The sequence below is a fragment of the Serratia sp. PL7 genome, assembly GCF_945957435.1.
This window is the reverse complement of the sequence record NZ_CAMFLB010000001.1, coordinates 1083549-1106949: the sequence shown is the minus strand read 5'-3', so window position 1 is coordinate 1106949 and position 23401 is coordinate 1083549. Positions and strand designations below refer to the sequence as shown.

Sequence of the window (23401 nt, the reverse complement as noted above, 5' to 3'; positions counted from 1 at the left end):
CTTTAACCGCACCAGGAGTATGACATGCAGCAGAACATTCGCATCAAGCCGTTGGCGCTGGCCGCCATGACAATGATCCTGAGCCTCCCGGCGCTGGCGGACGACACCGTGCTGATCGGCCTGGCCGGGCCGCTGACCGGCCCTTCCGCGCGCATCGGCAAAGATCTCGAAAACGGCGCACGGCTGGCGATCGCCGACGCTAACGCACAGAAACCGACGCTGAACGGCAAACCGGTCACCTTCAAATTACTGTCCGAGGACGATCAGTCCGACCCGCGCACCGCCGTGGCCGTGGCGCAGCGCTTGGTCGACGAAGGCGTCGCCGGCGTGGTCGGCCACTGGAACACCGGCACCAGCATCCCGGCGGCGCGCATCTACCACGACGCCGGTATCGCTCAGGTGGCGCCGGTGGCGACCGGTCACGGCTACACGCAGCAAGGCTTTGACACCAGCTTCCGCGTGATGGGCCACGACGACGACGGCGGCAACTACGCCGGGCAATATGCGGTGAAAACGCTGAAAGCCAAGCGTATCGCGGTAATCGACGATCGCACCGCTTTCGGCCAGGGGCTGGCGGACGAGTTTATCAAATCGCTGCAGGCCCAGGGCGTGCAGCCGGTCACCCGCGAGTATGTGGATGACAAGACCGTCGATTTCAGCGCCGTGCTGACCACCGTGCGCAGTAAAAACGCCGATCTGATTTTCTTCGGCGGCGTGGATTCTCAAGCGGCGCCGTTGGCACGCAAGCTGAAACAGCTGGGCATGAACGCGCAGCTGATGGGCGCCGGCGGCTTCGTCAGCCAAACCTTCCTGACGCTGGCGCAGCGGGAAGGCGAAGGCGTCGTCGCGCTGGAGCCGGGGCTGCCGCTGGAACAGATGCCGGGCGGCAAGGCGTTTGAACAAGCCTACCGCGATCGTTATCACACCCACATCGAACTGCATGCGCCCTTCGCCTACGACGCCACCCGGGTGCTGATCGCCGCCATTGAGCAAGCCGATTCGGCCAATCCGGCCGATTATCTGCCGAAACTGCGCGCCATACATTACCAGGGCGTCACCGGCGCCATTGCCTTCGATGCGCAAGGCAACCTGCAACAGCCGAGCTTCACCCTGTACCGGGTGGTTGACGGCAAATGGCAGCCGCAAACCGTGTTGGGCGGCGCCAAGTCACAATAAATCAAGAGGAGCAAGGCGATGAGCTGTGCAAAAAACGAATTGGGCATTTTGGCCCGCAGAAAGATCGAGGCGGAGATCATCAAACCGATCTACCAGATCCTGGTGCGTGAAATCGGCAAGGCGCGCGCCCAGGCGGTGATCGGCGAAGCCATCGAGAATGCCGCCATCGAGGCGGGCAAACAGTTCGCCGCCCAGGAACCGAACGGCGCGGATCTGCGCAGCTTCGCCGCCTTGCAGTACCTGTGGGAAAAAGACGATGCGCTGCGCGTCGAGGTGATCAATCAGGACGCGCAGCACTTCGACTATAACGTCACCCGCTGCCGCTACGCCGAGATGTATCACGAGATGGGGCTGGGGGAGATCGGCCACCTGCTCTCCTGCGCCCGCGACAGCCAGTTCATCGTCGGCTATGCCCCAGAGGTTGACCTGCAGCGCAGCCAAACCATCATGTCCGGCGCCCCCTGCTGCGATTTTCGCTACACCGCCAAAACGTCGGGAGAAGAACAATGACGTATCGGGTCAACGGCGAGCGCCTGTGGCAAAGCCTGCACGCGATGGCGCAGTTCGGCGCCATCGCCGATAACGGCGTCACCCGGCTGGCGCTGAGTGAAGAAGATCGCCAAGCGCGCGAGCAGCTGCGCGCCTGGGCGCTGGAGGCAGGTTGTAACGTGCGCGTCGATCGGATGGGCAACATGTTCCTGCGCCGTGAAGGCGCGCGCCCCGAATTGCCGCCGGTCGTCACCGGTTCTCACGGCGACTCGCAGCCCCGCGGCGGCCGTTTCGACGGCATCTACGGCGTGCTGGCCGGATTGGAGGTTATTCGTACCCTTAACGATCGGCAGATCGTCACCGAACGCCCGATTGAAGTGATCAACTGGACTAACGAAGAAGGCGCACGCTTTGCGCCGGCGATGATCGCCTCCGGGGTGTTCGCCGGGGTATTCGACCTGGAATACGGCCTGACGCGCCGCGACGAGCACGGCGTCAGCCTTGGCGACGCACTGGAACGCATTGGTTACGCCGGCGAGCACCCGGTGGGCGGCACGCCGATCCACGCCGCCTTCGAACTGCACATCGAACAGGGGCCGATTCTGGAAGCGGAACATCTCGACATCGGCGTGGTGACCGCCGCACAAGGGCAGCGCTGGTATGAGCTGGAGGTCGTCGGCTTCAGCGCCCATGCCGGCACCACGCCAATGGATCGACGCCGCGACGCCCTGCTGGGCTTTACGGCGCTGGTCACGGCGGTCAACCGCATCGGTTGGGATTTTGCGCCCGATGCGCGCGCCACGGTGGGCATGGCGCAAATTACCCCCAATTCACGCAACGTGGTGCCGGGACGCGTCTTTTTCAGCGTCGAATTCCGCCATCCGCAGGAGTCTACCCTGGAGCAGATGGAGCAGCGTCTGCTGACGGCGGTGAACGCCGTCAACGGCGGTGGTCTGACCGCCCGCGCCGACCGCATCTTCCAGTATCCCCCGATCGCTTTTGATCGGGGCTGCATCGACAGCGTACGCCAAGCCGCGCAAGCATTGGGCTATCGCCATCGCGACATGATTTCCGGCGCCGGCCACGATGCCTGTTACCTTAACCGCGTCGCCCCGACCGCCATGATTTTCATTCCCTGCGTGGACGGCATCAGCCACAACGAGCGGGAAGATATCACCCCCGCCTGGGCAGCCGCAGGCGCCGACGTGTTGCTCAACGCCCTGCTGGCGCACACCTGCGCCTGATCCTCGCCCCGGTTTCTCGCCGGGGCAAAAAAATATTCAACAAAACGGTTGAATATTAGCCCACCTGTTCTATATTCAACCATATGGTTGAATTATCTTCCTCACAGCTGGACGCCATTTTTCATGCGCTGGCCGACCCGACCCGCCGTTCGATGTTACGCGCGCTGGCCGGCGGTGAGCGCAGCATCGGCGAACTGGCCGCGCCGTTGCAGATGTCGTTCGCCGGCGCCTCCAAGCACGTGAAAGCACTGGAACATGCGGGCCTGGTGCAACGCACCGTGCAAGGAAGAAACCATATCTGCCGGCTCGAACCCGAGCCTATGGCGCAGGCCATGCACTGGCTGCAAACCTATGAACATTTCTGGACTGAACGGCTGGATGCGCTCGAACAGGCGCTGCTACAGCCCGAACAGCTTCCTCCCAAGGAGTGAACCATGAATGATTACGGCATGATTATCGAACCCGGCACGCTGCGCATCCAGCGGCTGCTGCCCGGGCCCATCGAGCGGGTGTGGGCTTACCTGACCGAATCCGACAAGCGCGCCACCTGGCTGGCGTCCGGCGCCATGAAGTTGGAAAACGGCGCACCGCTGGAGCTGGAGTTTCGCAACTCCGATCTGGCCGGCGAGCACGAGCAACCGCCGGCCAAGTACAAACAGCACGGCGGCTGTGTCAGCAACCGCGGCCACATCACCTGCCTGTTCCCGCCGCGCCTGCTGAGCTTTACCTGGGCCGAACAGGATCAGGGGCGCCCTTCCGAAGTGACCTTCGAACTGACGGAGCAGGGAAACGCGGTGCTGCTGACGGTCACCCACCGGCGCTTGGCCAACCGCGACGAGATGCTCAGCGTCGCCGGCGGCTGGCACACTCATCTGGATATCCTGCTGGATCGCCTGCACGACCGGGCGCCGCAGCCGTTCTGGAGCACCCATGCCCGGCTGGAAGAAGAGTACCGCGCCCGCCTGTAATTACGTCTCGTCCCTGCGCCTGAACGCCAAATAACCGGCGATCAGCGTAAAACTGCCGACCAGCAACACCAGCAGGATAAAACCGTGGTGATTGCTGGCCAGCGGGATCCCCCCCACGTTCATGCCGAAGAAACCGGCGACGATATTGATCGGCAATGCCAGCACGGTGATCACCGTCAGCGTATAGAGCGTGCGGTTATTCTGCTCCATCAGCTTGGCGCTCAGCTCCTCCTGCAGCAGCCGAATGCGTTCGGTCAAACTGGCCAGATCGTTCAACACCACGGTGAACTCTTCGGTAAACTGCCGCAGATCCTGCACCACCTCACGGCTCAGCCAGCTCGGCGGCCGGTTCAACAGGCGAAACAGCGCGGCCGGCTCAGGCGCCAACAGGCGCTGAAAGCGCAATAGCATGCGGCGCATGCGCCCCAGCTCGGCGCGGTTGCGTTTAACGCGGCTCGTCAGCAGACGATCCTCGATGGCATCAACATACTGGTTGGCCTGCCGCACCACCTGCTCCAGCACGTCCTCCTGCTCTTCCAGCAGGTGCGCCAGCAGCTCGGTAGACGACGCCAGCTGCAGCGCCGTCAGGCGGCCGAGCAGCCGTTCAATCAGTCGCACCGGTTTGTGACGCACGGTGACCACCAGCCCACGGCAGCAATAGAGCCACAGCGTCGCCGTTTCCGGGTTACTGTCCTCGGGGTGGAAAATCACGTCGTTGAGCACCGCGAACAGATCGTCGCCCTGGCGCTCGATGCGCGTGGTGTGGGAACCGTGGCGAATTTCGTGAAAGAAAAAATCGGAAATGGCGAAATGGTTTTTCAACCACTTCTCCGCCGCCGCGTGGTTGAGATTGAGGTGCAGCCAGACAAAACCGTCGCCGGGCGGCAACGCTTGGTAGGCCTGACAAACCTGCTGCGAGTTCAGGCGCGCCGGCACCTCACCGGAGCGGAACACATGGCCGTAGATCAGCCCGGTCACCTCATCATCAAAATCCAGCTTGTGCATCTTTTCCGCTAACCGTTGCACCATAACGCCATATCCTGCCTGTTGCCGTTAACCCAAGACCTTCCCCGCTGTTATAACAATCTTTATTTATCGGCGTTAATGATTTTCGCCGTTCCCGATGATTAATATTTTCGTCATAAAAAGGCCACATTCATTCAGAATACTTTTCAGGCGACAGCTACCGCATTCAATCCTTTCAGGAAGGTCATTATGAGCGATAACAGCGCCGTTCAAACGGGTGTGCCGGCCGCATCCAGCCTGCCCAAGCTGCATCAAAAGAACAGTCGACTCACTGTTCTTTTTTTTGTTTTCTTATTAATTCTGGGGATCGCGTTTGCCGGGGTGAACTTATTTAACGACGTCAGCGATGCCGGCGCCGTCTATACCAGTTACATTCCGTTTTTATTATTGGGGCTGGCGCTGCTGATCGCGCTGGGCTTTGAATTCGTCAACGGCTTCCACGATACCGCCAATGCGGTCGCGACGGTGATTTACACCCACTCGCTGTCGCCGATGGTCGCCGTGGTGTGGTCCGGTTTCTTCAACTTTCTCGGCGTGTTGCTCTCCAGCGGCGTGGTGGCCTTCGGCATCATTTCACTGCTGCCGGTCGAGCTGATCCTGCAAGCCGGCACCGGCAACGGTTTCGCCATGGTGTACGCCCTGCTGTTCTCCGCCATCATCTGGAACCTCGGCACCTGGTGGCTCGGGCTGCCCGCCTCATCGTCGCATACGCTCATCGGCTCGATTATCGGCGTCGGCGTGGCCAATGCCCTGATCCACGGCCGCACCGGCACCAGCGGCGTGGACTGGGGCCAGGCGATCAAGGTGGGCTATGCGCTGCTGCTGTCGCCGGTGATCGGCTTCGTGTTCGCCGGCCTGCTGCTGCTGGCGCTAAAGCTGTTCGTCAAGAACCGCCAGTTGTACAGCGCGCCTAAAGGCAATACCCCGCCGCCGCTGTGGATCCGCGGGCTGCTGATCCTCACCTGCACCGGCGTTTCCTTTGCCCACGGCTCCAACGACGGGCAGAAAGGCATGGGCCTTATCATGCTGATCCTGGTGGGCACCATGCCGATCGCCTACGCCCTGAACCGTTCGATGCCGCCGGAGCAGATCCCCCGGGTGGCGGCGCTGGCGGAGGTGACCAAAAACGAGCTGCTGCGCCAGTTCCCGGCCGGCGGCCAAACCCCGCCGCGTGAGGTGTTGACCGGCTATGTGCGCACCAGCGAACTGACGCCGGAAGTCGTACCGGCGCTGGCGCAGCTGGCCGGCGCGATCGGCGATCAAATCCGTCAGTACGGCTCGGTCGACAAGATCCCGGCGCAGGCGGTGTCGAACACCCGCAACGACATGTACCTGGCGTCCGAGACCATCAAGCACCTCAAAGCAGAGCGTCAGCTGCAGATCAATCCCGATGCACAGCGCAACCTCGACGCGCTGAAGGGTGAACTCGATAACGCCACCCGCTTCATTCCCTTCTGGGTGAAAGTGGTGGTGGCGATTGCACTGGGGCTCGGCACCATGGTCGGCTGGCGCCGTATCGTGGTGACGGTGGGCGAAAAGATCGGTAAATCGCACCTGACCTACGCCCAGGGCGCCAGCGCCGAACTGGTGGCGATGACCACCATCGGCGCGGCCGACGCCTTCGGTTTGCCGGTTTCGACCACTCACGTACTCTCGTCCGGCATCGCCGGCACCATGGCCGCCAACCGCTCCGGCCTGCAGATGGCCACCCTGCGTAATCTACTGATGGCCTGGGTGCTGACGCTGCCGGCCTCGGTGCTGCTGTCGGCGGTGCTGTACTGGATCTTCAACCATTTCTAACACCGGGCTGATACGGAGAAAATCTGATGACCATGCATGAATTCAACCGCGATGACGGTTTCAACCAGCGCCTGCTGCAAGAATTTTACGACAGCTACGATGAAGAGCTGGAAATGGAGCTGGACGACCTGCGCTTCGACGCGGCAGAAGTCGACAGCGACGCGAAAAAAGCCTGGCGCAAACAATACTTCCGCGAACTGCTGCGCCTGCAGGGCGAACTGGTGAAGCTGCAGGATTGGGTGATGCGCACCGGCCACCGGCTGGTGATCATCTTCGAAGGCCGCGACGCCGCCGGCAAGGGTGGCGTGATCAAACGCATCACCCAGCGCCTCAACCCGCGCACTTGCCGCGTGGCGGCGCTGCCGGCGCCAAACGATCGCGAACGCACCCAGTGGTATTTTCAGCGTTACATCGCGCATCTGCCCGCCGCCGGCGAAATGGTGCTGTTCGACCGCAGCTGGTATAACCGCGCCGGCGTGGAACGCGTGATGGGCTTTTGCAACGACGAAGAGTATGAGGAGTTTTTCCGCAGCGTGCCGGAATTCGAAAAAATGCTGACGCGCAGCGGCATCCAAATCGTCAAATATTGGTTTTCGATCACCGATGACGAGCAGGAGCTGCGGTTCCTCAGCCGCATTCACGATCCGCTCAAACAGTGGAAGCTCAGCCCGATGGATCTGGAAAGCCGCCGCCGTTGGGAAGACTACACCGAAGCCAAAGAGATCATGTTAGCGCGCACTAACATTGCCGAGGCACCCTGGTGGGTAGTTCAGGGCGTCGACAAAAAAAAGGCCCGCTTGAACTGCATCACCCACCTGCTGCAGCAGGTGCCTTATGAGGAGGCCGAAGGCAACGTCATCACGCTGCCGCAGCGCAAACGCAGCCCGGAATACCACCGTAGCCCGGTGCCGGACAACATGGTGGTGCCGGAAATCTACTGACCTTAGCGCAGAGAAGCGGTTGCCGCTTCTCTGTACGAAGACAACGCTTTGATTTCTCTCACGCTACTGTGCCAAACCCCATGTTAAAGTGGTTGTTTTCCATTTTGACAGGAGTCTTCCATGCGCCAACGCATCATTGTCTGCCCGCTGATTGAAAACGATAACGCCTTTCTGCTGTGCAAGATGGCGGCGCACAAGGGCGTGTTTCCCGGCCAGTGGGCGCTGTCCGGCGGCGGCGTCGAGCCGGGTGAACAGATAGAACAGGCGCTGCGGCGTGAAGTGCGCGAAGAGCTGGGCGCCGCGCTGATCCTCGACAGCATTACGCCCTGGACCTTCCGCGACGACGTGCGCATGAAGACCTACGCCGACGGCCGCCAGGAGCAAATCTACATGATTTACCTGATTTTCGACTGCCATGCCGCCAACCGCGACGTAACGATCAACGACGAGTTCGACGACTACGCCTGGGTGCCGCGCGAGCGCCTGGGGGACTACGATTTGAACGAGGCTACCCGCTTCACGCTGCAGCAAAAGGGATTGTTGTAACAGTTTGAGCGATTATCGCCCTATTTCCTTCACATTTGCCGGGCAGACTCTTTTGATATTTTTTAATCACTTAGGGTCACTATTTCCGCCGTTATGCTTTTATCTCACGCTTTTCTCCGTCTGCCTGTCCGGCGCTTCGGCGCCGCCCTTCTGTTCAGCCTGCTGTTCGTTTTGGCGCCCGCGCATGCGGCTGCGCCGCCGCTGGTGCTGAATGCAAAATCGGTGCTGGTCGTCAATCAACGCACCGGAAAGACCCTCTATCAGAAGCAGCCGAACCGCGTGCTGCCGATCGCCTCGCTCACCAAGCTGATGACCGCCATGGTCGCCCTCGACAGCAAACGTCCGATGGCCAGCAAGCTCAAAGTCACCGCCGCCGATCGCGATCTGCTGAAGAAAACCCATTCGCGCCTGACCATCGGCTCGGTGCTCAGCCGCCGCGACATGCTGCACATCGCCCTGATGTCTTCGGAGAACCGCGCTGCCGCGGCGCTGAGCCGCAGCTATCCCGGCGGGCGCAAGGCCTTCGTGGCGAAAATGAATCAGAAAGCGCGCGCCATCGGCATGAAACGCGCCCGCTTCTACGATCCGACCGGGCTGACGCCGCGCAACGTGGCGAGCGCCAACGATCTGCTGAAGATGGTCAATCACGCCTATCGCTATCAGTCGATCCGCCGCTTCAGCACCGACAAGCAGCAGATCGTACGCCCCGGCCGCGGCCAACTGGTCTACCGCAGCTCCAATGGCTTAATCAATAACCCGGCCTGGAAGATCCTGCTGCAGAAAACCGGCTTTACCGACGAGGCCGGTCACTGCCTGGTGATGCGCACCACCATCAAAGGCCAACCGGTGGTGATGATCCTGCTCGGCGCGCAGCCGCGCTACGGCCACTACCGTGACGCCATTCGCCTGAAGGCCTGGCTCGAGGGGTAACACCGTGGCGCTTTACCGTCCCACGCATATCCAAATCCGTTTTGGATCAATGGAATATCCTATCGCCAATCAGTATTAAGCCTCACGCCGCCCGCATGGTATTTGTCAGGCATATCTGATGATCAAAGGAGCGGGAAAATGGCTTATGCCTTGAGCATATTGGAAAAAAGTCCGATCGCCGACGGGGAAAGCGCCGCGCAGGCGTTGGCACGCACGCTGCATCTGGCGCAACAGGCGGAACGCTGGGGCTATCGGCGTTTCTGGCTGGCGGAACACCACAACACGCCGCAGCTCGCCTGCCCGTCGCCGGAAATACTGATCGGCTACCTGCTCGGCCAGACGTCGCGCATTCGCATCGGCTCTGGCGGCGTGATGCTGCAACACTACAGCGCCTACAAGGTAGCCGAAAACTTTAACCTGCTGGCGGCGCTGGCGCCGGGGCGCGTCGATCTCGGGGTAGGCAAAGCGCCCGGCGGGCTGCCGCTCGCCACCCAGGCGCTGCAGGCCGCCCATGACCGACAAAACAAACCGGCATTCCCGCAGCAGCTGTCGCAGCTGACCGCCTACCTGAACGACGACGCCGAACCGGGCCTGAGCGCCACACCGCTGCCGCCGCACGCCGCCCAGCGCTTTCTGCTCGGCGCCAGTAAAGAGAGCGCGACGCTGGCGGCCGAATCCGGCTGGGCCTTCGTGTTTGCCGCGCATCTGAACGGCAATCCGCAAGATATCCGCGAGGCGCTGGCGCACTACACCGCACTGAGCGACGGCCGCAAGGCGCTGCTGGCGGTGGCGGCGATCGTGGCGCAGAGCCCGGAGCAGGCCGCGACGCTGGCGGCGGATATTCAGCAATACCGCGTGCACGTCGCCGGTGAGCAGAGCGTGACCGTCGGTAGCCTGGCGCAGGCAGAGAGTTTCGTGCAGCAGGCCGGCGCCACCGACTACCGCATCGAGCCGCGGGAAAGCCATATCCTGCTTGGTACCGCGCCGCAGGTACATCAGCAACTGGCGCAGCTGCAGCAGCGGTACGACGTGGACGAGTTCATCATCGACACGCCGATCGGCGAACCGAGCGCCCGGCTCACTTCGCTACAGCTGCTGGCGGAGGAGAGCCTGACGCCGGCCTAGTTGATCGCCGCGCTGGCCCGCATGGCGTCGGTCAGATCCTGCGCCAGCGGCGCCAACTGCGCCGGCGTGACGTTAGCCAGGCTGACGCGGAGCGCCGGGCCGCCCTTGAGGCGGAAAGGTTCACCGCCCTGCACCAACCACCCCCGCTGCGCCATCAGCTGCGCGGCGGCGGTTTCTGATCTCACCGGCAACCACAGATGCAGCCCTTCACCCGCCGCCAGCGCCGTGTGATTCAACGTATTGAGCCGCTGTACCAGTTCATCCCTTCTGGCCTGATACGCCTGTTGAGCCCGCTTCAGTTGCCCTTCCTGCAACGCCTGTTCCCACAGTCTGGCGGCGATCTGCTGCAAGATATGGCTGACCCAGCGTTCGCTGATGTACTGATCGGCGCGCATCGCCTGCAGCAACGTCGGGTCGCCGCAGGCCAGCGCGATACGCAGATCCGGGCTGAGAAACTTGCTCAGCGACAGCACGTACAGGCCGCGATCGCCGTCGAACGGCAGATGCAGCGGCTGCTGCGACAGCGGCCCCCAGAAATCGTCGACGATCGCCAGACACTGCGGGTTGTCGTGCAGAAAACGCCGCCACTGCTGCGCGCGTTGCGCAGAGAGCGAGGCGCCGGTCGGATTGTGGGCGCGCGGCGTCAGGATCACCGCAGCGGCCGCCCCGCTTTCCGGCAACCGACAGCCCTGTTCATCTACCGCCAGCGGCAGCGGCCGCAGGCGCAGGTGGCGCAACAGCGTCAATAGCGGCGGCCAGCAGGGATCTTCCACCCACACCGCCGCGCCCGGCTGCACATGGCAGCGCAGCGCCTTTTCCATCGCATCCAGCGCGCCGGAGAACACCGCCGGCTCCCCCAGCGCGACGCCCTGGCGGCCGAGCCACTCGCGACCCAGACCGGTCAATATCGGCAGATCACCGCTGATGTCATAGCCGTTTTGCTGCGGGAACACCTCCGCCGTGCCAAGCGCCAGCACCGGCAACAATGCGGCATCCAGGTTACCGCTGGCCAGATCGCACATCCCTGCAGGCACCTGACGCGGCACATAGGCCGCACTCACCGCCGCCAGCGGCGGCTCCAGCACCACCGTTCCGGCCCGCCCGCGCGTCGCCACCAGACCGGCGTCGCGCAATCGGGCGTAAGCGCTGGCGACGGTATTCGGATTGACCTCCAGCTCCGCCGCCAGTTGGCGTACCGGCGGCAACAGCTCACCTGGCCGCAGCACGCCGTCTTTGATGCGTGCGGCGATCTGCTCGGCAATCTGGACAGCGCCGCCGCCTTTTGCATACAATGAATTCATACATAAATCCTTTTGTACTAGTTCAAAATAGATTACCCGTTTCCGCGGCCAAAAGTAAGGGGTTCCATGGATAAACATTACGTGCTCGACATTCAGTATGCAGGAAAAGCCTTTGCCCGCCTGCAGATGTTCACTCCCTGGGCAGCCGATCAGCTGGAACAGGCGTGCGCGCTGTTCCCGGCCGCTCAGGGTTATCAGGTGCAGCTCAGCCAGGTCAGCGAACGTCGCATCGTCTACCAGAGCGGTGCGCAAGGCATCACTGTGCTGGGCGAGTCGCTGGCGCTGACCCCTTTCACTCACGCTAGCGAGGTTGAACAATGAAAAAAGCCGTCGCCATTCGACACGTCAATTTTGAAAACCTGGGTATCCTCGGTTCTCTGCTCTCGCTGCGCGGCTATCAGATCGACTATTACGATGCCGGCCGCGATGATATTCGTGCTATCAATAATGAAGAGACCGATCTGTTGGTAGTGCTCGGCGGGCCGATCAGCGCCGCCCAACACTTTTCCGGTGAGCAGCGCTATGATTTTCTCGACCATGAATTAGCGCTGGTCAAACAGCGCCTGGCGCAGCAGCGACCGACCCTCGGGGTTTGTCTCGGCGCGCAGGTGATCGCCCAGGCACTGGGCGCCGACGTGATCTCGCTCGGCGTCAAAGAGATCGGCTTCGCCCCGCTGAGCACGCTCGCGGCGGAAGACGACTCGGTGCTGGCCCCGCTGGCCGATACGCCGGTGCTGCATTGGCACGGCGATATGTTCATGATCCCGGACGGTGCCCGCTGCCTGGCCGGCACGGCGATTTGCCCACATCAGGCTTTCGACTATCAGGGGTTCGCGCTCGGCCTGCAGTTCCATCTGGAGGCGGATCATCGCGATATCGAACGCTGGCTGATTGGCCATGCCTGCGAGCTGGAACTGGCCGGCGTTGCGCCACAGAGCCTGCGCGAACAGGCGGCGTGCCACGGCGCACAGCTGGAACAACGCGCGCGGCAGGTGTTCGCACGCTGGCTGGATAATAACGAACCAAGGATGTAACTCATGCAACAGTCTTCACCCTTGCGGTCACCGTCCATCGACGTGATCAGCATTCAATCTCAGGTGGTCTACGGCAGCGTCGGCAACGGCATCGCCTACCGCGCCCTGCTGAAAAAGGGGCTGGAAGCGCTGCAGGTGCCGAGCGTGCTGTTCGGCTGCCCGCCCTATTACGGCAAGCCGCACGGCGGCGTCATTTGCGGCGAGTGGTTCGGCGGCTTTCTCGACGATCTGATTGCCCGCGGCGTGATGAAGCGCACCCGGGCGGTGATTGTCGGCTACCTGGGCGATGTGATGCAGTGCCATATTCTGGCCAACTGGCTGCAGCGGGTGCGCTCGCTCAATCCTCAGATAAAAATCTATATCGATCCGGTGATGGGCGATTACGGTGAAGGGATCTACGTGGATGAGCGCATCGTCAACTGCTATCGATCGCCGTTCCTGCGGCTGGCCAACGGCCTGACGCCGAACGGCTTTGAACTGGAACAGCTGTGCGGCCGACAACTGAGCAGCCGGGAGCAGACGCAGCACGCCGCGCAGGCGCTGTTGAACGACACCACCGAATGGGTGCTGGTCACCAGCGCGCCGGGCGTCGCGCAGCACGAAGACGAGGTGGGATTGATGCTGGTCACCCGGCAGGAAACACAGTGCTTTACCCATCCGAAGGTTAAATCGGCGGTCAAAGGCACCGGCGATCTGTTCGCCGCATTGCTGGTCAGCCATCTGCTGCACGGCGCTGCGCTCGACGCGGCCGTGGTCGCCGCCGGGGGGGAAGTGTGCGACGTGCTGGCCGAAGCGGCACATTTCGGTTGGGAAGAAATCGGCAGCCTGCGGGCGTTAAAGCCGTAAGGCCGGTGGAGAGTCAGGGGCAGCGTGCCGCCCCTGATCACTATCAGCGTTTTTTCTTTTTGTTGAAATCTAGCTCGAAGGCGAACACGGCGCTCTGAATTTTGCGCTCCATCGCCAACCCCAGCTTGAGGAAACGGCATGACAGGCGCGAGAAGTGCACCACCTGATCGTTATCGTCGGTTTCCTGATCGTCGTTGACCACCACCAGCTCCATGTTGACCTTGAAGCTGCCGTAGCTGCCCAGATCCAACTCCGCTTTCTTGAACTGCAGGCCCGGCTGGAAGAAATCCGGTAGCGGCCCGTCGAAGCGCAAACCGACGCCGCCGGCAGACAGATCGTGGATCCGCAGCTCATAAGGCGTGCCGTCCGGGTATTCGCCGGTACAGAAGAATTGACGCCAGTGTGGCGTGGTGATGCGGAACTGACGGCGGCGCTGGATGTAGACCAACTCCTGCGGCAGCCGGGTCGAGCAGGCCTGGACGCCTTGATGTTCGGTCAGTTCCGCCTGGCCGACGGAAAACTCGATTTTGGCGTCGTTGCTTTCAATCACGATGGTGCAGGCGCCGTCGATGGCATTTTCCGCTTCCTCACCGCTAAACACGATATTGTCCGGCCCGACGCTCAATAACAGACTTTGAAACCGGTGCTGCTGATTTTCTACGCGCAGCGGCGTGCGTTGTTTGCAAATTTCACGCAGAATCGCCAGAACTTCAAAACGCTCCCGTTTGATAAACAGTCCGTTATCGCTGTGCTCCACACGTCTCTCCTGACTTTTTTTCTAATGACGTATTACGTATTCCTTACGGTTATCATCTCTGGGAATATTCCTAAAGTCAAATTTGCCAACGCTGCCAGGCCTGCGGCAGCAGGCGTGCGAAACGTTTCGCCCATGCCTGCTGCCCGCGTTCATCGGCGATCAGATCCTGGCGGATTTCGATGCCGACATAAGGCAAACCGCGACGTTCCGCATGCACCGGCAACGTGTAGTCGGTGGCGTCGGTCATCGCATAGGGTTCGTTGATCCCCACCTGCAAATCCCCCTCTTCGCGCAGCAGTTCGGCCAGCAGCAGCGCAAATTCCGGGTAGCGGTTAAACAGCAGGCCCACCTGCCAGGGGCGCGATTCGCCCTTGAACACCGGCGTGAAGCTGTGCATGGCGATCACCGCCGTCGGCAGTTCGCGCAGTTGGCGTTGCCCCAGATGATCGTCGATGGCGTGGTGATACGGCAAAAATACCTCACGCTCGCGCGCCAGCGCGTGTTCGCCGTCGATGCCGATATTGCCGGGGATGGGCGTCAGTTCGGACAAAGGCGGGATCGAGCTGGCGATGCCGGGCGCCCGGTTGCAGTCGATCACCAGCCGTGAGTAACGCTGATGGATCAGCGTGGCGTCCAGTTGGCGGCTCAGATGGCGCGACACGCTCAGCGCGCCGATATCCCAGCCGATGTGGCGTTCAATCTCCCCCGGCGGCAAACCGAGGTCGCCAAGGGACTGCGGTATCGCCTTGCCGGCGTGATCGCACAGCAGCAAAAAAGGCGCTTTGCCGCGCGGGATTTCAACGGCGGCGGCAGGCGGTTCATCGGCGGACAATAACGGCGGGATAAACGAATGGGGCATGACGGGCTCCGGCGGTGGAAAGCAAAACGTTTATCGTAGCGCTATCCCGTCGCCGGCCCCAAGGTCGTGCTTAGATCAAAAAGGCATGAGTCAGACTGTAGTCATGCCGTCTCGGCTGGCTGTGGCTGGTGCACCGCGATATAACGCTGATAGCGCGACGGCTTGAGCCGCGTGGTATCCACCAGCACCAGTCCGTCGATACAGTTGTTGAACGCCGGATCGGTGCCGAAGTCGATGAACTGCACCCCACCCGGTTCGCACAGCTCGGTGTATTGCTTGTACAGCGTCGGGATCGAGCAGCCGATGTTGCTGAGCAGGCTCTTCAGCCGTACCAGATCTTCCTGGTAGTTGTCCCCGGCAAACTGCGCCAACACCTGCGGCAGCGACGCCGGATAAGGCCGGCGCGACTGCGCGAAGGCGTGATCCGGCGAGAAATAGAGCCGGTAGAAGGCGATCAGCAAATCGCGCGCCGCCAGCGGCATGCCGCCGGAGATCGACACCGGGCCGAACAGATAGCGATATTGCGGGTATTTCGACAGATAGGCGCCGATGCCCAGCCACAAATAGTCCAGCCCGCGCTTGCCCCAATAGGCCGGCTGAATGAAGCTGCGCCCCAGTTCGATGCCCTGCGCCAGGATCGGTTCCATATCGCGGTCATAGTGGAACAGGCTGTTGCTATAGATGCTTTCCAGCCCTTTGCGTTCGATTTGTTCGGCGGTGGGGATAAAACGGTAGGCGCCGACGATCTCCAGCTCCTCCTCATCCCACAGCACCAGGTGGTAGTAATCGTCGTCGTAGCTGTCCAGATCGCGGCGGCGGCCGGATCCTTCCCCCACCGCGCGGAAGGCGATCTCGCGCAGGCGCCCCAGCTCGCGCAGGATTGGCGTACGCGCTTCGTCACGGCGGCGATAGAGGTAGATGGTTTTACCGTCCGGCGTTACCCCCAACCGTTCGCAGTTTGCCAACGCCTTTTTCAGCTCCAGACGCTCTTCCGGCAGTGCGATCGGCGACTCGCTGGCGAACAGCCCCGGTTTACCCTGGCCCAGGCGATAGACGTGGCGGCGAAAGCGCTCCGCCAGATCCTTGGCGCTGGTGTGGCCGTCGTGCCAGCTGGCGAACGGCACACGGCCGCCGACGCGGATCTTGATGCGCCCGCCCCGCTGCTGGAACATTTCACGCACCAGCAGCAGCGTCGACAGCGGCCGATAAACCAGCGAGGTAAAGTAGAACAGGTTGCTGTTGCGCGCGCTGATGTGGATCGGCACGATCGGCGCGCGCGCCTTGGCGGCCAGGCGCAGAAAGCCGGTATGCCAGTGGCCATCGCGGATGCCTTTCGGGCTCATGCGCGACACTTCGCCAGCCGGGAACAGGATCAGCGCGCCCTGATTGTCCAGTTGCTGCTGCATCCCTTCAATCTGTTTGCGGCTGGTTTTATAAGCGACGTTATCCACCGGCACGAACAGGTTGCGCAGCGGTTCGATATAGGTCAGCAGCTGGCTGGCCACCACTTTCACATCCGGGCGCACCGCCGCGACGGCGCGCAGCAGCACCAGGCCGTCGAGCGAGCCGATCGGGTGATTGGCGACGAGCACCACCGGCCCCTGGCTCGGGATGTTTTCCAGATCGCCGTCCACCAGCTCGCAGCTGAGGTTGAAGTAGTCCACCACCTGCTCGATCAGATCGAGCCCTTTCAGGTGGGGATAGTCGGCAGCGAACTGTTTGAATTCTTTTTCGAAGAGAAGGGTTCTTAGCAGGCTGCGCTGCCAGGCAGGGGTATTGCGGTGTGGAAATGCATCTTGCAACAGAGAATCCAGGCTGAACATCGCGTTATCTCCTGACGTAGTCGCTGCAAACTTAAGCCAGAGCCGTGACTCTGACGTGTCAGTTACATGACAATAAAATGAATCCATCGACTATCAGGTATAGCAAAGTAATGACGAATTGGGAGCGAAAGACGCATTTTCGCCCCCACTTGCCCTCACATCGGCGCCAGCAGCGCTTCGATGCGGCGGTTCACCGCTTCGCGCAAGCGCAGCAGCGGCCCGGCCTGGTGCGGATAACGTTTGAAGGTAATGCGCATGCCCAGCTCGCGTTCGATCAGCGCCTCAACCGTCGCCCGGTCGGTCAGACTCTCCAGCAGCTGCAGCGCGCGCATGTCCTGCAGCCCCTGATGCAGCACCCGCAGGCGCAGCGACTCCACCGGCTGCAGATCCTCGCCCGGATAGACCACGAACGGATCGCCGGAGGGAAACGCATGGCCGCTGTCGGTCACGGCGTAAGGGTTGATGCGCTCTCGCGAATGAGCGCTGTTATAGAAGTTGAATCCCCAATGCAGGAAGCCGGCGATGCGGTACAGATAGAGCTGCACGCCCAATATGCGGTTGCGCGCCGAAGGCTGGGCGAAGAACCGGTTGGCGACCTCGGTCTTCTGTACGCAGCAATAATAGGCCCACAGGCCAGGCACCCGGTGTTCGATAAAGGGTTCGATATGATCGGTGGCAGCGACCGGGATTTCCACCAGGCCTCGCTGATAGAAAGCGAAATCCGACAGCGCATCGAAGGTGCGAAAGCCATCCAGCAATGGGCGTAGCGCGGCGCTGGCGCGCTGGTAGGCCGCCAGGTTGTCCAGCGTCGGCTCATCGGAAACATGGAACCACACCTGCCGTTCCAGCCCCCGTTCGCGGAACCAGGCGGTCAACGCCGGCAGCAGCGTCTGCAGAAAACGCTGGTACGCTTCGCCCTGCGAATCGGTGTGCCAGCCGAAAAGCGGTCGCGCCTCGCCCTGCTCCTCCACCACGATCTTCGGCGCATGTGCCGCGCCCCATTGGGTAAACAGCGGCGCGATTTCGAAGTGCTCGATGCCCTCTTCCTGCGCCAACGCTATCCACTGCGCCAGGAGACTGAAATCGAAGTCATACCCCTGCGCCGAACGCGACACCCTCACCAACTGCACCGTGGTGCGTTCACCGCCGACGGCGGTATCCAGCGGCGGCGTAAACAGCGGCGTCAGCAGCATATTAACCCCGGCCTGAACCGCACAGCGCACAAAGTTGCGCACCGCGCGCCAGTAATCCGGGCTGAACACCGCCAGACGGTAGTAATCCGCCAGGCAGTCGGTGTGCAACCACTCGGTGTGCAACAGCGTTTGCGGCGGCAACGCCGCCGGCACCAGATGCAGCGTCAGCGTGGCCTCGGCCAGCGCCTCGCCGCTCTGGGCATCCCGCAGCCGCAGGGTCAACGGAAAGTCACCAGCCAGTTGCGCGTCGGCCGGCGGCGTCAAGGTCAGCCACAGGCTGCCATAATAGCGGCAGGCGGCAAAAAAACGCCGTTGCGGCAGCGGCATCAGCGGATCGGGAAATAAGCCCGGCTCGGTCGTCAGGTAATTCTCATCGGTCTCGCGATAACAGGGAAAACCGCTCGGTACCGATTGCACCTGGCGCACGCTGATATACGCCGCCAGCGGTCCGTCAAGTTGATAACTGAGCTCATGGCGAGTCTCGTTGCCCGGGGTTTGCAAACAGTACACCGCCTGCCAGGAAAGCACCTCGTTATTTAACCCGCTCAGCCGATTTTCTACGGCAACGGGCGGCATATTTTGGCAATGAAATACTTTCTCCAGGCAATGCGTAAATACCAGAGACAGGCGCATGATAATCGGGCCTCTTTATTTTGGATAAGTCAATATTGTGAAATTCAGGCTAACGTCTTTTATCGCCACAGACAATAGCCGGCAATAAAAAACGTTCCTGCACCTTCCTCTGACAGCCACAGCAAGATTTTTTTTGTTTATTTGCATCACAAAAATGAAAGAAGCAGAAGCTTGCACAATAAAAATGTTTTTAATCCCCATTATGGTGCAAGGGTTATCAGTTATTCCTATGCCTGCGAAGGCCGCTAAATGCCGCGCCACCGGGGAAAAAACCCGTCAAAAGGTTAACGAATTGTGAATAAACACACCTTTCACTTGGCCGTCAAAGCCTTTCGATTTTAACAACAATGAAACATCAACGCCCCATTTTTGGGCGTTTGGGGGTGTATTGACACATTGAAAGTTAAGGGATAGAAAGAATTTACGTTGCGAAAAACGCTATTCGTCGCTCACCGAGGGGAAAGCAATGTCACCGATAAAAAATACCGGCCGCCTGCTGGCGCACTCTATTCTTGCCAGCGCATTATTATTGCCCACACTGCTCCACGCCGCAGATAAAATAACATTGCGCTATGCCGTTTGGGACAGAAATCAATTATCATCCGAACAGGAGATTGCTAAGCGATTTGAGCAGGCCAACCCGGATATAAAAATAGAAATAGAATTAACCCCCTCGGCGCAATATTTCGTTAAATTAGATTCCGCAGCCGCCGGCGGCGTGGCGCCGGATATATTCTGGATCAATATGCCTTATTTTGTGCAGTACGCCAAAAACGGCATTATGGAGCCGCTGGCACCCTATATTAAAGACAGCGGCCTTAAGCTGGACGACGTGGTCGCCAGCTCGGTGAAAGCCTACCAGTACGACGGCCAGCAGATGGCCATCCCGCGCGACGTCGATTCCATCGCCGTGTGGTACAACAAAAAACTGTTCGATCAGGCCGGCGTCAGCTACCCCACCAGCGACTGGAGCTGGGACGATCTGAAAAGCAAGGCTACCGCGCTGAAAAACGGGCTGAAAGGCACGGCCTTCCCGCTGGTGATGGATCTCAGCATCGACGGTCAGGACAGCTACATGAACCTGCTGTTCCAAAACGGCAATCACATCGTGCCGAAAGACGGCCAGCCCACCGACATCGCCAACGACAAATCCCTCTGGGTCTACCAGCAGCTGCAGGGCATGATGAAAGACGGCCTGATGCCAAGCGCCCAGCAGATGAGCGAAGTCAAAACCGAGAACATCTTCCAGTCCAACCGCGCGGCGATGGTCTATGCCGGTTCCTGGCTGGCGGCACCGTTCGCCAATAACCCGCTGATCAACGACCACATCGGCGTGGTGATGATGCCCAAAATTGAACGCCAGTCCGGCGTGGCGCACAGCCTGGCCTTCGCCATGTCGGCCAAAAGCGCCCATAAGCAGGCCGCCTGGAAATATATTGCCTTCATGAGCAGCGAAGCCTCACAGGCTGAGCTGGCCAAGGTGGTGATCCCGGCCAACAAGACGGCGGCCAAGGTCTGGGCACAGCAGATTCAGAAAGTCGACGTTTCGCCTTATATCCAGACCCTTGAAGTGACCCAGGCTTACCCCACCGCCGGCACCAATACGCCGAAGTGGCAGAACATGTGGATCGCCAGCCTGAAGAAGATCTTTATGGGCGCGGACGCTAAGCAGGAAATGGACAAATCGGTCAAGAAGATCGCGCGCGTCATGGAGCAGTAATCGCCCCGCCGCGGCGCGCAGCCCCGAGCGCGCGCCGCGGTGGACCCACGCTGAACGTCATAGGTGAGGAATGGCAACATGTCGCTGGCAGAAACGGCTACGGTCACCCTAAAACCATCCCGGCGCACCGCCCGCCCCGCGCTCAATCGGCTCGAACGCGCCGAACGCTTCTGGGGCTGGGTGATGATCCTGCCGCTGTTGTTGGGGGTGACGGTGTTTTACCTGATCCCCTTTTTGCAAAACATTTTTTACAGCTTTACCGATCTGAACCAGTTCATGCGCTGGAGCAGCATCAGCGTCGATAACTATCTCAACCTGTTCGAAGACGATGACTTCTACACCGCCGCCGCCAACACCTTGTTCTACGTGGTGGTGTGCGTGCCGATCAGCCTGAGCCTGTCGCTGCTGCTGGCGATCGGCCTCAATCAGAACATCCGTGGCAAAGGCCTGCTGCGCACCCTGCTGTTCCTGCCGGCGGTCACCATGCCTGCGGCGGTGGCCATGGTGTGGCAATGGCTGTTCAACAAGGATTTCGGCCTGATCAACCAGGCGCTGGGCCTGCTGCACATTGCGCCGGTCGCCTGGCTGTCCGATCCGGACGTGGTGCGCATCAGCGTGTCCATCATCATCATCTGGTCGTCGCTGGCGCTGAAGATCATCATTTTGCTGGCCGGGCTGCAGAGCATTCCGCGCCAGCTGTACGAGGCGGCGGATATCGACGGCATCGGCACCCTGCGCCGCTTCTTCTGTATCACGTTGCCGATGATGGTGCCGACGCTGTTTTTCGTGTCGGTGATGAGCTTTATCGAGATCCTGCAAATCTTCGACGTGGTGTTCCTGATGTTCGACCGTGCGCTGGTGGAAAACGACGTGATGACCGTCACCAACCTGTTCTACAAGTACGCGTTTTACCTGCAGGAAAAAGGCTACGCTTCCGCCATCACCGTGGTGCTGTTCGCCGTCACGCTGGTGATCACCCTGATTCAAATGGCGATCGGCAAGCGCCTGAAAGTCAGCTGAGGAGCTGCACATGAACGCAAGCAAGAAAACGCTGGTGTACCTGTTTATGGGGCTGGCGGCGCTGGCCTCGGTGGTGCCCTTTATCTGGATGCTGGTGACCTCGCTGAAAACCCAGGCCGAGAGCATTCAGATCCCGCTGACGCTGCTGCCGGCGCACCCTAGCCTGCAGGCCTACGGCCGGGTGATGCACGAAATCCCGTTCGCCGGCTTTTACCTCAACTCGCTGCTGGCGACTTTCTTCACCGTCACCCTGCAGATGGCGATCGCTACCCTGGCCGCCTATGGCTTCTCGCGCCTGCATTTTCGCGGCCGCGACGCGGTGTTTCTGGTATGCGTGTCGATCCTGATGGTGCCCGGCCAGGCGTTTCTGATCCCGCAATTCCTGGTGGTACAGAAGCTGGGGCTGGTCAACAGCATCACCGGGTTGGTGCTGCCGGGCATTTTCAGCGTTTACGCCACCTTCCTGCTGCGCCAGTTCTTCCTGGCGGTACCGAAGGAAATGGAAGAAGCGGCTTTGATCGACGGCTACAGCTACTTCGCCATCTTCTGGCGCATCATGCTGCCGCTGATCCGGCCAGGCATTATCGCCTGCGTCATCATCAATGGCCTGTGGAGCTGGAACAACCTGATGTGGCCGCTGATCGTCAATACCACCACCGAGAAGCTGACGCTGCCGGTTGGCCTCGCCTCGCTCTCCAGCCGCGCCGGGGTGGAATACCCGTTGCTGATGGCCGGGGCGCTGATGGCGGTGATCCCGATGTTGATGCTGTTCATTATTTTCCAACGCTATTTCATCCAGGGCATCGCCAGCGCCGGGGTGAAAGGCTAACGCGCAGACAAGGTAAACGACATGGCCGGAATTCAGTTAAACAGCGTTAAAAAAGTCTACCCCAACGGTTTCCACGCGCTGCACGGCGTCGATCTGGAAATTGAAGACGGGGAATTTATGGTGTTCGTCGGCCCGTCCGGCTGCGCTAAGTCTACCCTGCTGCGGATGATCGCCGGGCTGGAGAGCGTCAGCGAGGGGCAGATCCTGATCCACGATCGCTGCGTCAACGACAGCATGCCGAAGGATCGCGGCATCGCCATGGTGTTCCAGAACTATGCGCTGTACCCGCACATGACGGTGTACAAGAACATGGCGTTCGGCCTGATCGGCAAAGAGAGCAAGGCCGAGATCGACCGCCGGGTGCGCGACGCGGCGGAAAAACTGGAGATCACCAACCTGCTGCAGCGCAAGCCGGGCCAGCTTTCCGGCGGCCAGTGCCAGCGGGTGGCGGTCGGCCGCGCCATCGTGCGCAAGCCCAAGGTGTTCCTGTTCGATGAGCCGCTGTCCAACCTCGACGCCAAGCTGCGAGTGTCGATGCGCGTACAGCTGATCGAACTGCACAACCAGCTGAAGCAGGAAGGCGCCGCCGCCACTATGGTGTACGTCACCCACGATCAGGTCGAAGCGATGACCATGGGCGATCGCATTTGCGTGATGAATCGCGGCGCCATCATGCAGGTGGATAAACCGATCAATCTGTACCACCACCCCGCCAACCGTTTCGTCGCCGAGTTTATCGGCAGCCCGTCGATGAATTTGCACGATCTGGCGATCGTGCGCGACGGCCAAACGGTGCGGCTGCGTATCGGCCTGCAGCACCAGCTCGATCTGCCGCCGGCGCTGCAACGGCAGTTGGCCGACTACCCGCATGCGCGGGTGTGTCTCGGCATCCGGCCGGAGTCCCTGCGGCTGTGTGCGCCCGGCAGCGCCAACTGTTTCCCGGCGCAGATCGTCACCATCGAGCGCATGGGCAACGAAGAGTTGCTGCACTGCGAACTGGCTGACCTGCGCTTCGTGCTGCGCATGGCGTCGCTGCCGGACTGGGAGCCGCGCCTCGGCGAAAGCATTCATCTGGCATTCGATCTGACGCGCGCGCATTTGTTCGACGAGCTCAGCGGCCAAAACCTCAAATAACAACAGC

The 23401-nt window shown here is 61.0% G+C and carries 23 protein-coding genes; 17 read left to right on the top strand and 6 right to left on the bottom strand.

The features are described from left to right. The first annotated feature begins 66 nt into the window (after positions 1–66). The 5 genes from N6G83_RS05250 to N6G83_RS05230 all read left to right on the top strand — a co-directional run bounded on the left by N6G83_RS05250 (position 67) and on the right by N6G83_RS05230 (position 3877). Positions 67–1176: a branched-chain amino acid ABC transporter substrate-binding protein gene (locus N6G83_RS05250; RefSeq protein WP_373276033.1), complete on the top strand. Its 1110-nt coding sequence runs from the start codon at positions 67–69 to the stop codon at positions 1174–1176. An 18-nt stretch (positions 1177–1194) separates the two neighbouring features. After that, on the top strand, positions 1195–1686 hold the full coding sequence (locus N6G83_RS05245; RefSeq protein ID WP_025302937.1) for an L-2-amino-thiazoline-4-carboxylic acid hydrolase: 492 nt from the start codon (positions 1195–1197) through the stop codon (positions 1684–1686). Continuing rightward, the gene (locus N6G83_RS05240; protein ID WP_164063247.1) at positions 1683–2909 is read left to right on the top strand and encodes a Zn-dependent hydrolase; all 1227 of its coding nucleotides are present in this window, start codon (positions 1683–1685) and stop codon (positions 2907–2909) included. The genes N6G83_RS05245 and N6G83_RS05240 overlap by 4 nt, the downstream gene beginning before the upstream one ends. Before the next feature lie 83 nt (positions 2910–2992). Continuing rightward, complete coding sequence (locus N6G83_RS05235) at positions 2993–3340, top strand: ArsR/SmtB family transcription factor (protein WP_004938187.1); 348 nt, start codon at positions 2993–2995, stop codon at positions 3338–3340. 3 nt (positions 3341–3343) lie between these two features. After that, positions 3344–3877: an SRPBCC family protein gene (locus tag N6G83_RS05230; RefSeq protein ID WP_025302939.1), complete on the top strand. Its 534-nt coding sequence runs from the start codon at positions 3344–3346 to the stop codon at positions 3875–3877. Here N6G83_RS05230 and N6G83_RS05225 read toward each other — a convergent pair whose 3' ends face one another. Next, positions 3878–4906 (bottom strand): transporter, encoded by a 1029-nt coding sequence (locus N6G83_RS05225; protein ID WP_025302940.1) that lies wholly within the window; start codon positions 4904–4906, stop codon positions 3878–3880. A gap of 186 nt (positions 4907–5092) precedes the next feature. Between N6G83_RS05225 and N6G83_RS05220 the strand changes: the two genes are divergently transcribed. The 5 genes from N6G83_RS05220 (at position 5093) to N6G83_RS05200 (ending at position 10245) form a co-directional block, all read left to right on the top strand. Continuing rightward, positions 5093–6703 carry an inorganic phosphate transporter gene (locus tag N6G83_RS05220; RefSeq protein WP_025302941.1) on the top strand — a complete coding sequence of 537 codons (1611 nt, stop codon included), beginning with the start codon at positions 5093–5095 and terminating at the stop codon, positions 6701–6703. A gap of 26 nt (positions 6704–6729) precedes the next feature. Beyond that, positions 6730–7644: a polyphosphate kinase 2 gene (ppk2, locus tag N6G83_RS05215; RefSeq protein WP_025302942.1), complete on the top strand. Its 915-nt coding sequence runs from the start codon at positions 6730–6732 to the stop codon at positions 7642–7644. A gap of 120 nt (positions 7645–7764) precedes the next feature. Beyond that, on the top strand, positions 7765–8190 hold the full coding sequence (gene nudI / locus N6G83_RS05210) for a nucleoside triphosphatase NudI (RefSeq protein WP_025302943.1): 426 nt from the start codon (positions 7765–7767) through the stop codon (positions 8188–8190). A gap of 93 nt (positions 8191–8283) precedes the next feature. Continuing rightward, positions 8284–9120 carry a D-alanyl-D-alanine endopeptidase gene (gene pbpG / locus N6G83_RS05205; protein WP_025302944.1) on the top strand — a complete coding sequence of 279 codons (837 nt, stop codon included), beginning with the start codon at positions 8284–8286 and terminating at the stop codon, positions 9118–9120. Positions 9121–9258: 138 nt separating this feature from the next. After that, on the top strand, positions 9259–10245 hold the full coding sequence (locus tag N6G83_RS05200; protein WP_025302945.1) for an MsnO8 family LLM class oxidoreductase: 987 nt from the start codon (positions 9259–9261) through the stop codon (positions 10243–10245). On the opposite strand, the gene N6G83_RS05195 is transcribed toward N6G83_RS05200, so the two are convergent. Continuing rightward, positions 10242–11546, bottom strand: coding sequence for an aminotransferase class I/II-fold pyridoxal phosphate-dependent enzyme (locus N6G83_RS05195; RefSeq protein ID WP_025302946.1), 1305 nt, complete (start codon positions 11544–11546; stop codon positions 10242–10244). The two genes, N6G83_RS05200 and N6G83_RS05195, sit on opposite strands and share 4 nt — an antisense overlap. A gap of 66 nt (positions 11547–11612) precedes the next feature. On the opposite strand from N6G83_RS05195, the gene N6G83_RS05190 reads away from it, so the two are divergent. Genes N6G83_RS05190 through pdxY form a run of 3 tightly spaced genes read left to right on the top strand, consistent with a single transcriptional unit; the run spans position 11613 to position 13426 of the window. Next, positions 11613–11867: a hypothetical protein gene (locus N6G83_RS05190; protein ID WP_025302947.1), complete on the top strand. Its 255-nt coding sequence runs from the start codon at positions 11613–11615 to the stop codon at positions 11865–11867. Then, positions 11864–12580 carry a glutamine amidotransferase gene (locus tag N6G83_RS05185; protein ID WP_025302948.1) on the top strand — a complete coding sequence of 239 codons (717 nt, stop codon included), beginning with the start codon at positions 11864–11866 and terminating at the stop codon, positions 12578–12580. Before N6G83_RS05190 ends, N6G83_RS05185 begins: the two co-directional genes overlap by 4 nt. Positions 12581–12583: 3 nt before the next feature. Then, on the top strand, positions 12584–13426 hold the full coding sequence (gene pdxY, locus N6G83_RS05180; protein ID WP_260514821.1) for a pyridoxal kinase: 843 nt from the start codon (positions 12584–12586) through the stop codon (positions 13424–13426). A 43-nt stretch (positions 13427–13469) separates the two neighbouring features. Here pdxY and N6G83_RS05175 read toward each other — a convergent pair whose 3' ends face one another. The 4 genes from N6G83_RS05175 to N6G83_RS05160 all read right to left on the bottom strand — a co-directional run bounded on the left by N6G83_RS05175 (position 13470) and on the right by N6G83_RS05160 (position 18691). Beyond that, complete coding sequence (locus tag N6G83_RS05175) at positions 13470–14183, bottom strand: flagellar brake protein (protein ID WP_025302950.1); 714 nt, start codon at positions 14181–14183, stop codon at positions 13470–13472. Positions 14184–14259: 76 nt separating this feature from the next. Next, positions 14260–15042: an N-formylglutamate amidohydrolase gene (locus N6G83_RS05170; protein WP_025302951.1), complete on the bottom strand. Its 783-nt coding sequence runs from the start codon at positions 15040–15042 to the stop codon at positions 14260–14262. Between the two features lie 101 nt (positions 15043–15143). Further along, a complete protein-coding gene (gene olsF / locus N6G83_RS05165; RefSeq protein WP_025302952.1) occupies positions 15144–16865 on the bottom strand; it encodes an ornithine lipid synthase OlsF in 1722 nt (573 codons plus the stop codon). 155 nt (positions 16866–17020) lie between these two features. Beyond that, positions 17021–18691, bottom strand: coding sequence for a DUF4091 domain-containing protein (locus tag N6G83_RS05160; protein ID WP_025302953.1), 1671 nt, complete (start codon positions 18689–18691; stop codon positions 17021–17023). Positions 18692–19157: 466 nt separating this feature from the next. Between N6G83_RS05160 and N6G83_RS05155 the strand changes: the two genes are divergently transcribed. The 4 genes from N6G83_RS05155 to N6G83_RS05140 all read left to right on the top strand — a co-directional run bounded on the left by N6G83_RS05155 (position 19158) and on the right by N6G83_RS05140 (position 23394). Next, the gene (locus N6G83_RS05155) at positions 19158–20411 is read left to right on the top strand and encodes an ABC transporter substrate-binding protein (protein WP_025302954.1); all 1254 of its coding nucleotides are present in this window, start codon (positions 19158–19160) and stop codon (positions 20409–20411) included. Between the two features lie 78 nt (positions 20412–20489). Continuing rightward, positions 20490–21431, top strand: a complete 942-nt coding sequence (locus tag N6G83_RS05150) for a carbohydrate ABC transporter permease (RefSeq protein ID WP_025302955.1) — start codon at positions 20490–20492, stop codon at positions 21429–21431. 10 nt (positions 21432–21441) lie between these two features. Further along, the gene (locus tag N6G83_RS05145; RefSeq protein ID WP_004938251.1) at positions 21442–22260 is read left to right on the top strand and encodes a carbohydrate ABC transporter permease; all 819 of its coding nucleotides are present in this window, start codon (positions 21442–21444) and stop codon (positions 22258–22260) included. A 21-nt stretch (positions 22261–22281) separates the two neighbouring features. Beyond that, positions 22282–23394, top strand: a complete 1113-nt coding sequence (locus tag N6G83_RS05140) for an ABC transporter ATP-binding protein (protein ID WP_025302956.1) — start codon at positions 22282–22284, stop codon at positions 23392–23394. Positions 23395–23401 lie beyond the last annotated feature (7 nt).

What these genes read in the sequence shown, in the direction of transcription:
- N6G83_RS05170 (WP_025302951.1), bottom strand. Translation starts at nt 15,042, where the DNA reads ATGCCCCATTCGTTTATCCCGCCGTTATTGTCCGCCGATGAACCGCCT.
- N6G83_RS05225 (WP_025302940.1), bottom strand. Translation starts at nt 4,906, where the DNA reads ATGGTGCAACGGTTAGCGGAAAAGATGCACAAGCTGGATTTTGATGAT.
- N6G83_RS05245 (WP_025302937.1), top strand. Translation starts at nt 1,195, where the DNA reads ATGAGCTGTGCAAAAAACGAATTGGGCATTTTGGCCCGCAGAAAGATC.
- olsF (WP_025302952.1), bottom strand. Translation starts at nt 16,865, where the DNA reads ATGTTCAGCCTGGATTCTCTGTTGCAAGATGCATTTCCACACCGCAAT.
- N6G83_RS05240 (WP_164063247.1), top strand. Translation starts at nt 1,683, where the DNA reads ATGACGTATCGGGTCAACGGCGAGCGCCTGTGGCAAAGCCTGCACGCG.
- N6G83_RS05230 (WP_025302939.1), top strand. Translation starts at nt 3,344, where the DNA reads ATGAATGATTACGGCATGATTATCGAACCCGGCACGCTGCGCATCCAG.
- N6G83_RS05220 (WP_025302941.1), top strand. Translation starts at nt 5,093, where the DNA reads ATGAGCGATAACAGCGCCGTTCAAACGGGTGTGCCGGCCGCATCCAGC.
- pdxY (WP_260514821.1), top strand. Translation starts at nt 12,584, where the DNA reads ATGCAACAGTCTTCACCCTTGCGGTCACCGTCCATCGACGTGATCAGC.
- N6G83_RS05185 (WP_025302948.1), top strand. Translation starts at nt 11,864, where the DNA reads ATGAAAAAAGCCGTCGCCATTCGACACGTCAATTTTGAAAACCTGGGT.
- N6G83_RS05160 (WP_025302953.1), bottom strand. Translation starts at nt 18,691, where the DNA reads ATGCGCCTGTCTCTGGTATTTACGCATTGCCTGGAGAAAGTATTTCAT.
- ppk2 (WP_025302942.1), top strand. Translation starts at nt 6,730, where the DNA reads ATGACCATGCATGAATTCAACCGCGATGACGGTTTCAACCAGCGCCTG.
- N6G83_RS05145 (WP_004938251.1), top strand. Translation starts at nt 21,442, where the DNA reads ATGAACGCAAGCAAGAAAACGCTGGTGTACCTGTTTATGGGGCTGGCG.
- N6G83_RS05155 (WP_025302954.1), top strand. Translation starts at nt 19,158, where the DNA reads ATGTCACCGATAAAAAATACCGGCCGCCTGCTGGCGCACTCTATTCTT.
- N6G83_RS05235 (WP_004938187.1), top strand. Translation starts at nt 2,993, where the DNA reads ATGGTTGAATTATCTTCCTCACAGCTGGACGCCATTTTTCATGCGCTG.
- nudI (WP_025302943.1), top strand. Translation starts at nt 7,765, where the DNA reads ATGCGCCAACGCATCATTGTCTGCCCGCTGATTGAAAACGATAACGCC.
- pbpG (WP_025302944.1), top strand. Translation starts at nt 8,284, where the DNA reads ATGCTTTTATCTCACGCTTTTCTCCGTCTGCCTGTCCGGCGCTTCGGC.
- N6G83_RS05150 (WP_025302955.1), top strand. Translation starts at nt 20,490, where the DNA reads ATGTCGCTGGCAGAAACGGCTACGGTCACCCTAAAACCATCCCGGCGC.
- N6G83_RS05250 (WP_373276033.1), top strand. Translation starts at nt 67, where the DNA reads ATGACAATGATCCTGAGCCTCCCGGCGCTGGCGGACGACACCGTGCTG.
- N6G83_RS05190 (WP_025302947.1), top strand. Translation starts at nt 11,613, where the DNA reads ATGGATAAACATTACGTGCTCGACATTCAGTATGCAGGAAAAGCCTTT.
- N6G83_RS05140 (WP_025302956.1), top strand. Translation starts at nt 22,282, where the DNA reads ATGGCCGGAATTCAGTTAAACAGCGTTAAAAAAGTCTACCCCAACGGT.
- N6G83_RS05200 (WP_025302945.1), top strand. Translation starts at nt 9,259, where the DNA reads ATGGCTTATGCCTTGAGCATATTGGAAAAAAGTCCGATCGCCGACGGG.
- N6G83_RS05195 (WP_025302946.1), bottom strand. Translation starts at nt 11,546, where the DNA reads ATGAATTCATTGTATGCAAAAGGCGGCGGCGCTGTCCAGATTGCCGAG.